The following is a 7515-nucleotide window of genomic DNA, read 5'->3' on the forward strand; positions in this document are numbered from 1 at the left end:
GATCCGCCAATTCGTTCAGGTCCCTGACGTCGAAATCCCACGCATCGTCGGCTTGCAGGTCGGTCGTCTGGCCGGGCCCGTGCTCGGTCGGCCGCAGCACGAACGCGGTCGACAGCCCGAGCCGGCGCGCGGCGCCAAGATCGCCGTTGTGCGCGGCCACCAGGCACAGCTCGGCCGGCGCGAGGCCGAGAATCTCGACCGCTTCGGTGTAGACCGCCGGCGACGGCTTGTACGCGCGGGCGACCTCGGCGCCGAGAATCGCGTCCCACGGCAGCCCGCCATGCTTCGCGACGTCGACCATCAGCCGGATATTGCCGTTGGACAGCGGCGCGATGATGTAGCGCTGCTTCAGCCGGTGCAGCCCGGCGACGGCATCCGGCCACGGATCGAGCCGATGCCACGCGAGATTGAGCGCGTCGATGTCGGCCTCCGGCACGTCGACGATCCCGAAGCGGTCGAGCGTGCGCACCAGGTTCTCGCGATGCAGCACGTCGAGCCGCACGTAACGGCGGCGTCCGCTGCGGATTTCTTCCATCGACGGCGAATACTCGGCGCGCCACGCATCGGCGAACGCGAACGGGTCGAGTGTCGGCGCGTGGCGATCCAGGAACGCGGCGGTGCCGCGCGCGACACCGCTTCTCCAGTCGACGATCGTTCCGAAGACATCGAAAACGAGCGCCTTGATTTCGGCAGGGTTCGTCATGGTGATCCAGTGAAGGTCGTTCGATGAGGGTTCACATCGCCGTGCCGCCGGATGGCGCGGCGCCGGTTCGATCGACATTGAATCACGGATACGAAAACGCGGCCGGGGAGGCCGCGATAGGTGGCTCGCGCGCCGGTCACGCCGGCGCCAGCGAGCGGGGGCAGGGCGCGCGGCGCCGGCCGCCGCGCGCGTCCTCGCCAGTCAGCTCTTGTCGTACGAGAACTGGATGCCGGCCGTGCCGCCGGTTTCGATGAACAGGTTGATGAACGCCGGCACGGTGGCGCTGCGCGCCCAGTCGCGCTGCAATTCGCAGAACAGCTGCGCGACGCTGATCATCTGGCCGCCGGCCTGCTCGATGCGGCGCAGCGCCGCTTCGTGCGCGGCGACCGACGTGCCGCCGACCGCATCGACGACCACGTACACCTCGTAGCCGGCCTTCAGCGCATCGAGCGCCGGGAAGGTCAGGCATGCCTCGGTCCACAGCGCGGTCATGATCAGTTTCTTGCGGCCGGTCGCCTCGACGGCCTGGCGGAACTCGACGTCTTCCCACGAGTTGATGCTCGTGCGGTCGTAGGTCGGATAGCCTTCGAGCGCCGCGCGCAGTTGCGGGATCGGCGGCTTGTTCAGCCCGGTCTTCACGTTGACGGTCGAGTGGACGATCGGGAGGTCGTACGCGACCGCCGCCTTCGATGCGCCGACGATGTTGTTGATCAGCAGCTGGCGATCCATCGACGCGATGGAGTTCACCTGGACCGGCTGGTAATCGATGACGATGAACGCGGCGTTCTGCGGGGTGAGCAGGTGGTCGTTCGCGGGGTCGCGAATCGGTTCGCTTGCCATGGTTGCCTCCAGAGAGGGTTCGGGAATGTGAAGGGATACGTCGAAACAGGATGCTATGCGTGCAACAACCGCCGTTCCAGTCCCTTAAAATGCCGTCAGTGTTCTATGAGTGGAACAATCATGGATGACCTGAACGACCTCTACTATTTCGTGAAGGTGGTCGAACACGGCGGATTCACGCAGGCCGGGCGCGCGCTGGACGTGCCGAAATCGACGCTGAGCCGGCGCATCGCGGCGCTGGAAGCGCGGTACGACGTGCGGCTGCTGCAGCGCACGACGCGCCATTTCACGGTCACGGAAACCGGGCGCGAATTCTACGAGCGCTGTCTCGCCGTGCTGGTGGAAGCCGACGCGGCGCGCGAGGTGATCGAGCGCCGGCACGCGGAGCCGCGCGGCATCGTGCGCGTGAGTTGCCCGACCGCCTTGCTGGAATTCCGCGTGAGCGAACTCGTCGCCCGTTTCATGGCGATTCATCCGCAGGTGCACGTGCACCTCGAAGCGACGAATCGCCGCGTCGACCTGCTGAGCGAAGGGTTCGACCTGGCGCTGCGCGTGCGCTTCCCGCCGCTGGAGGACAGCGATCTCGTGATGCGTGTGCTCGCCGACAGCCCGCAGCGGCTGGTGGCCGCGCCGCAGTGGCTGGACGGGCGCACCGCGCCGTCGGACCCGGCGGAGCTGATCGGCGTGCCGAGCCTCGACTGGGGGCCGGCGCGGCATCACGTGTGGCAACTGGTCGGGCCGAACGGCGAGCATGCGCAGTTGCGCCATCACCCGCGCTTCGTGACCGACGACATGCACGCGCTGCGCGATGCGGCGATTCACGGCGTCGGCATCGTGCAATTGCCGTGCATGGTCGTCGAGGACGACCTGCGCGACGGCACGCTGGTCGACGTGCTGCCCGGCTGGGCGCCGAAGGGCGGCGTGGTGCACGCGGTGTTTCCGTCGCGGCGCGGGTTGCTGCCGCGCGTGCGCCTCCTGATCGACTTCCTGGCCGAGCACATCCGGAAGGACTGACGGGCGGCGCCCCGCGCCTTCGTGCGGCGCAGCAGCCCGTCGGCGTACCGGCCGCCGCCTGCATGCCGCGCGGCAACCGCGCGTATCCCCTGATGGAAGCAGCTATGTCGATCGTCGCGGATTGGTGTTAAATACATTTCGGTGCGCCTGGGCTCGGCGCGCAAACGGGGCGCACCGGGGATCGGCGTAAACCCGGGGCGGAACAGGGCACGAAATATCGATAACGAATCGGGCGCATCAGACCCGGTCGGACAGACGGCAGGATTCATATTGAATACCGAACCGCAAAGTTCTCGCTACAGCCTCGGGCTCGCCGCGGAAGTACTCGCATCCGAGCAGAGCGTACTGAGGCTGATCACGCGCAACACGCCGCTGCCGGAACTGTTGGTCGAGGTTTGCCGGCGTGCCGAGGCTTTGCTCGGCGACGGCGCGTCCTGCACGATCCTGCTGCTCGATACGGACGGCGTGCACGTGCGCGTCGGCGCGGCGCCGTCGTTGCCCGCGCAGTACAGCGCGGCGATCGACGGCGCGACGATCGGGCCCGCGGCCGGCTCGTGCGGCACGGCGATGTACGAGCGCCGGATGGTCGCCGTCGAAGACATCGAAACCGATCCATTGTGGGCCGACTACCGCGCCATCGCGTTGCCGCTGGGCTTGCGCGCGTGCTGGTCGGTGCCGTTCCTCGACGAGGCGGGCGCCGTGCTCGGCGCGTTCGCCGTCTATCACCACCGGCCGTGCCGGCCGAGCGACGAGGAAACCGCGCTGTTGCGCGATATCGGCAACAGCGTCGGCCTCGCGGTGCACCAGGACCGGATCGCGCGACAACTCGCGCGCAGCGAGGAACATCACCGGCTCGTCGTCAACAGCCTGAGCGAGGGCATCCTCGTCATATCGCGCGAAGGCGTCGTGATCGCGAGCAATCCGAGCGCGAACCGGATGATGCGCGTGAAGGGCGAACTCGTCGGCCGCCGGCTGTCGACGGTGATCCTGCGCAAGCTGCGCGAGGACGGCACGCCGATCGACCCGCACGACTGGCCGAGCCGGCGCGCGCTCGAGACGGCCACGCCGATGCTCGACTATACGGTCGGCTTCGGTCTCGCGGATGGCGACATCATCTGGGTGCGCGGCAACGCGGTGCCGATCGTGAGGCCGGGCGAGACGCAGGCCGACTCGGTGCTCGTGTCGTTCAACGACATCGGCCCCGTGCGCGAAGCGCAGCAGCAGTTGCGCTACATGGCGACCCGCGACGCGCTGACGGGCCTCTACAACCGCCGCTGGCTCGGCGACCGCATGCGCGAGCTGTTCTGCGCGCACGACGCGGCAGCCGGGCCGGCGCGCGTCGCGATCCTGTTCATCGATCTGGTCGGCTTCAAGAAGGTCAACGACACGGCCGGCCACGACGCCGGCGACGCGCTGCTGCGCAGCGTCGCCGCGCGGCTCGCGGCCTGCGGGGAGGGCCGCTACGCGCTCACGCGCGTCGGTGGCGACGAGTTCGTGATCCTCGTCGACGATTGCGACGATCCCGATCGCCTGTCGGTGCTCGCACGCGAGGTGATCGAGGCGATCGCGAAGCCGTTCGCGATCGCGAACAACGAGTACTGGCTCGGCGTATCGATCGGCATCAGCGTCGCGCCGCGCGACGGCGACGATGCCGTGACGCTGATGCGCAACGCCGATTCGGCGATGTACGACGCGAAGCAGCGCGGCCGCAACCACTTCACGTTCTTCACCGCGCAGCTCAACCTGCGGCTGCAGCGCCGCTTCGCGATCGAGCAGTCGCTGCGGCGCGCGCTCGCGTCGGACCTGCTGCGGCTCGCGTATCAACCCGTCGTCGATGCGCGCAGCGGCCGCACGGTCGGCGCCGAGGCGCTGCTGCGCTGGACGAGCCCCGAGCTCGGGCCGATGTCGCCGGCGGAATTCATCCCGGTCGCGGAAGATACCGGGCTGATCGTCGCGATCGGCCAGTGGGTGCTCGAAACCGCGTGCCGGCAGGCGGCCGAGTGGCGCCGCACGATCGCGCCGGACCTGATGCTGGCCGTCAACCTGTCGCCGCGGCAGTTTCACGAGGGGCTCGTCGAATCGGTCGGCCGCTGTCTCGCGCAGACGCGGCTCGACCCGTCGGCGCTCGAACTGGAGATCACCGAAGGCGTGCTGATGAACGACACGGACACCGTGCTGCCGATGCTCGAAGCGCTCACGGACATGAACGTGCGGATCTCGGTCGACGATTTCGGCACCGGCTATTCGTCGCTCGCGTACCTGAAGCGCTTTCCGCTGCACAACCTGAAGGTCGACCGCTCGTTCGTGTCGGGCGTGCCCGATCATCACGACTCGGTCGCGATCACGCAGGCGGTCGTCGCGATGGCGCATTCGCTCGGGATGAAGGTCACGGCCGAAGGCGTCGAGACGCAGGCGCAGTCGTGGTTTCTGCAGCAGATCGGCTGCGACATGCAGCAGGGCTATCTGTTCAGCCGGCCGCTGGACGCGAGCGATTACGCGCGCCGGCTCGGCGCCGCATGAAAGCGCGCTCGGCGGCGTTCCGCTAGTGCGCGCCGAATCCGCCGGCGCCCGGCGGCGGCGTCGACGACGGATCGATCTCGACCCGGTTCTTGCCTTCGTGCTTCGCGCGATAGAGCGCGCGGTCGGCCGCCTCGATCAGGACGGTCGTCGGCAGGCCGGGCGCGGGCACGATGCTCGCGCCGCCGATGCTGATCGTCACGGTGTGGTTGCCCGTCGACGAATGCGCGTGCCGCAGTCGCAGCGCCTCGACCGCGAGCCGGATCTTCTCGCCGAGCAGCCGCGCGGCGCCCGGCGACGAGGCCGGCATCACGACCGCGAATTCCTCGCCGCCGAAGCGCGCGGCGAAATCGCCCGATTGCCCGAGGCAGCGCTCGATCGTCGAGGCGATCTGCTTGAGCACGCTGTCGCCCGACACGTGTCCGTACGTGTCGTTGTAGAGCTTGAAGTTGTCGACGTCGATCATCAGCAGCGACAGCTCGCTGCGCTCGCGCGCGCCGCGTCGCCACTCGGCGGCCAGGTATTCGTCGAGATAGCGCCGGTTCGAGAGCCCGGTCAGGCCGTCGGAGTGCGTGAGGCGCCGCAGCTCGAGATTGGCCTCGAGCAGTTGCTGCTGCGACTGCCGCAGCGCGCGATAGGCTTCGTCGCGCTGCAGCAGGTTCAGGTACGAGCGCGAGTGGTAGCGGATGCGCGCGACGAGTTCGATGCGATCGGGCAGCTTGACCAGGTAGTCGTTCGCGCCGGACGCGAACGCGGCGCTCTTGATCACCGGTTCTTCCTGCGTCGACAGCACGATGATCGGCACGTCGCGCGTCGCCGGATTCGCGCGGTACGCCTTCACGAGGCTCAGCCCGTCGGTGCCCGGCATCACGAGGTCCTGCAGGATCACGGTCGGGCGCGTCTCGACCGCGGTGGCCATCGCGTCGTCCGAGCGCGGGCAGTAGTGGAAGTCGATGCCTTCCTCGTCGACGAGCGCGCGCCGCACGGCTTCCGCGACGATCGTCTGGTCGTCGACCAGCAACACCATCGCCGGCGCGTCGGCGGGCGACGCGGTCGGGCCGCCCGGCGGTCGAGTCAGGTCAATCGTCATGGTCGATGCGGGTTGTGGCGGTGGTCGCGGTCGTTGCAGGGGCAGGCATGGGTGTTGCGCGTGGTCATCGTCGGGGTTCAGATTCGCGCCAGCGCCGCCAGTTCGCCCGCGATGCGCCCGAGCGGCAGGATCGCCCGCGCCGCGCCGAGCGTCGCGGCCGCCTTCGGCATCCCGTACACGGCGCTGGTCGCCTCGTCCTGCGCGATCGTATGGTAGCCCTTCATCCGCAGCGCCTTCAGGCCGATCGCGCCGTCGCGGCCCATCCCCGTGAGCAGCACGCCGATCACGCGGCCCGGCCAGTGCTCGGTCAGGCTGTTGAAGAATACGTCGACCGACGGGCGATACGGCGTGGCGGCCGGCTCCCGCGTGTATTCGAGCGTGCCGGCGCGCGTGATGCGCAGGTGATCGTCGGTCGCGGCGAGCAGCGCGACGCCCGGCTGTGGGCGGTCGCCTTCGCGCGCGACGCGCACGGCGAGCCGGGTCTGGCCGTCGAGCCATTGCGCCATGCCTTCGGCGAACGCGCGATCGACGTGCTGCACGATCACGATCGGCGCATTGAAATCGGCCGGCAGGTTGCCGAGGATCGACGCGAGCGCGCCGGGGCCGCCGGCCGATGCGCCGATCGCGATCAGCGGGCCGGCGCCGCCGCGCGCGGCCGCACCGGCGAGGCGCGAGCTGCCCGGTGCGTCGAGCAGGCGGCCGATCTGGTCGATCTTCGCGAGCAGCAGTTTCGTCGTGTCGCCGGCCGCGCCGTCGCCGAGCCGCGGCGTGTCGACCGCGTCGAGCGCGCCGGCGCCCATCGCCTCGAACACGCGCCACGCGTTCGCGCCGATGCAGCTCGTCACGATCAGGATCGCGCACGGTCGTTCGGAGCGCATGATCCGACGCGTCGCCTCGATCCCGTCGAATTTCGGCATGATCAGATCCATCAGCACGATGTCGGGCGGCTGCGCGGCGCACAGTTCGACGGCCTGCGGGCCGTCGGTCGCGACCCACAGCACGCGGTGCTCGGGCCGTCGCGCGATCGCGCGGCGCATCGCCTCGACGGCAAGCGGGAGGTCGTTGACGATGCCGATGTTCACAAGCGGAATTCTCCGGTCGGTTCGTAGTGTTGGAGGTGGGCCGGGTTCATGGAAGGGCGTAGCCTGTTCGGCGCGGCCGGGCGGCATCGGCGGCCGGACGGCACGGCATTCTTTTCGGTTGGCGACGCCCGAATGCTGTCATGCGGCGCGGGCGGCGGCAATCGAAAAATATGCGCATTGTGCGGTTTCAGTACGTTTCCTCTATGGCGATCCCGCATTGCCGGCAAGCGGGGCGGTCGATCCTGTCCGGCAGGCCGCAAAAGTCCGCA

Annotated in this window: 6 protein-coding genes; 2 read left to right on the top strand and 4 right to left on the bottom strand. The window is 69.0% G+C overall.

Annotated elements, in window-relative coordinates; genetic code table 11:
- A partial coding sequence (locus JMF90_RS15710; protein WP_201325217.1) for a haloacid dehalogenase type II occupies positions 1-703 on the bottom strand: 703 nt, incomplete at its 3' end.
- 201 nt (positions 704-904) lie between these two features.
- The gene (locus JMF90_RS15715; RefSeq protein WP_011548011.1) at positions 905-1543 is read right to left on the bottom strand and encodes a hydrolase; all 639 of its coding nucleotides are present in this window, start codon (positions 1541-1543) and stop codon (positions 905-907) included.
- 120 nt (positions 1544-1663) lie between these two features.
- Between JMF90_RS15715 and JMF90_RS15720 the strand changes: the two genes are divergently transcribed.
- Positions 1664-2557, top strand: a complete 894-nt coding sequence (locus JMF90_RS15720; RefSeq protein ID WP_027808942.1) for a LysR substrate-binding domain-containing protein — start codon at positions 1664-1666, stop codon at positions 2555-2557.
- 270 nt (positions 2558-2827) lie between these two features.
- Positions 2828-5077: a bifunctional diguanylate cyclase/phosphodiesterase gene (locus JMF90_RS15725; RefSeq protein ID WP_011548009.1), complete on the top strand. Its 2250-nt coding sequence runs from the start codon at positions 2828-2830 to the stop codon at positions 5075-5077.
- Positions 5078-5099: 22 nt separating this feature from the next.
- On the opposite strand, the gene JMF90_RS15730 is transcribed toward JMF90_RS15725, so the two are convergent.
- Positions 5100-6164: a diguanylate cyclase gene (locus JMF90_RS15730; RefSeq protein ID WP_027808944.1), complete on the bottom strand. Its 1065-nt coding sequence runs from the start codon at positions 6162-6164 to the stop codon at positions 5100-5102.
- Between the two features lie 77 nt (positions 6165-6241).
- A complete protein-coding gene (locus JMF90_RS15735; RefSeq protein ID WP_011694698.1) occupies positions 6242-7246 on the bottom strand; it encodes a chemotaxis response regulator protein-glutamate methylesterase in 1005 nt (334 codons plus the stop codon).
- Positions 7247-7515: the final 269 nt, after the last annotated feature.

The organism is Burkholderia sp. E168m23, assembly GCF_016586125.1.
GTDB classification, from domain to species: Bacteria; Pseudomonadota; Gammaproteobacteria; order Burkholderiales; family Burkholderiaceae; genus Burkholderia; species Burkholderia orbicola.

Excerpts from the sequence above, each read along its gene's own strand:
- JMF90_RS15730 (WP_027808944.1), bottom strand. The coding sequence starts at position 6,164 with ATGACGATTGACCTGACTCGACCGCCGGGCGGCCCGACCGCGTCGCCC.
- JMF90_RS15715 (WP_011548011.1), bottom strand. The coding sequence starts at position 1,543 with ATGGCAAGCGAACCGATTCGCGACCCCGCGAACGACCACCTGCTCACC.
- JMF90_RS15720 (WP_027808942.1), top strand. The coding sequence starts at position 1,664 with ATGGATGACCTGAACGACCTCTACTATTTCGTGAAGGTGGTCGAACAC.